Origin of the sequence: Allobosea sp. FBZP-16, from assembly GCF_002831785.1 — a bacterium.
Classification (GTDB): Bacteria; Pseudomonadota; Alphaproteobacteria; order Rhizobiales; family Beijerinckiaceae; genus Allobosea; species Allobosea lupini.
The window spans coordinates 16,555-17,447 of the sequence record NZ_LNCQ01000058.1; the positions used below are offsets into that span (position 1 = coordinate 16,555).

An 893-nucleotide genomic window follows, 5' to 3' on the forward strand; every position below is an offset into this window, starting at 1 on the left:
TTCCTGCGTCCTAGCCCGCTATGAGCTCTCGGTCGGCGGTGACCGCGAGCCGGCCGACCAGGTGAAGGCCGGCCGCAAGGACATCGTCGCCTGGCTGACCCAGCTCGCCAACGGCGTCGCGACGCTCGAGGACGCCGCGCCGATCGCGCCGACGAGCTCGGCGCAGACCCGCGATCGCGAGCGCATGTTCGGCCGCCATGGCGAGCGGGGGCTCTGATGGCCGAGATCGATCCGATCAGCGCCTCCCTCTCCGCTGTTGAAGCGCGGCTGCGAACCTTCTTCCTGCCGGCGAAGTGGGATTTCCACGTCGTCGCCGATCCCATGTCGATCGAGGAATTCAAGGCGATCGTGCGTCGCACGCCATGCCTTGGTCTCGGCTGGCGCCAGATCAATCCGACCGATCAGAAGGTCGGACGGCGCTTCCAGGGCACGCTGGGCCTGCGCCTGACGATCGTGGTGAAGAACCCGAACGGGCCTAAAGCCCGCTTCCTGGGCGACACGAGGGGCCCCGGCCTGTTTCCCTCCATCGCCGGCGCGATCGCGCTGATCAACGGGCTCACCGTGCCGGGTCTCGGCACCTTTTCGATCACCGCCGGCGCCCAGGCCTATGCGGAGGGCTATGGCGATCACGAGATGTCCATCGCCACGCTCGACATTGGATCGACCGTATCGATTGGCGACGTCACCGGCGATCTCGCAGCAGCCCCTGCCTTCCTGACCATGCTGTCCGCCTTCGAGCCGTGGCCGGAAGGCAAGGATCGCGACGAACCCATTGAAGTGAGGCCCACGCCATGACCGACAAGCGCCTGTACCTGAAGGCCGGCGAAGGCCGGACCGTGCGCCGCGAGGAAGACGGCGAGCTCTGGCCGGCCGAGGGCGACTTTGCCGAGCGC

1 protein-coding gene and 1 pseudogene are annotated in these 893 nt (G+C 67.7%); both read left to right on the forward strand.

What is annotated here, in order from left to right; translation table 11 throughout:
- Positions 1-217, forward strand: a pseudogene (locus CXY91_RS30670) (DUF1320 family protein); the annotation flags it as partial.
- Positions 217-795: a hypothetical protein gene (locus CXY91_RS28545; RefSeq protein WP_100965353.1), complete on the forward strand. Its 579-nt coding sequence runs from the start codon at positions 217-219 to the stop codon at positions 793-795. The pseudogene CXY91_RS30670 and the gene CXY91_RS28545, both read left to right, overlap by 1 nt.
- Positions 796-893: the final 98 nt, after the last annotated feature.

What these genes read in the sequence shown, in the direction of transcription:
- CXY91_RS28545 (WP_100965353.1), top strand. Translation starts at nt 217, where the DNA reads ATGGCCGAGATCGATCCGATCAGCGCCTCCCTCTCCGCTGTTGAAGCG.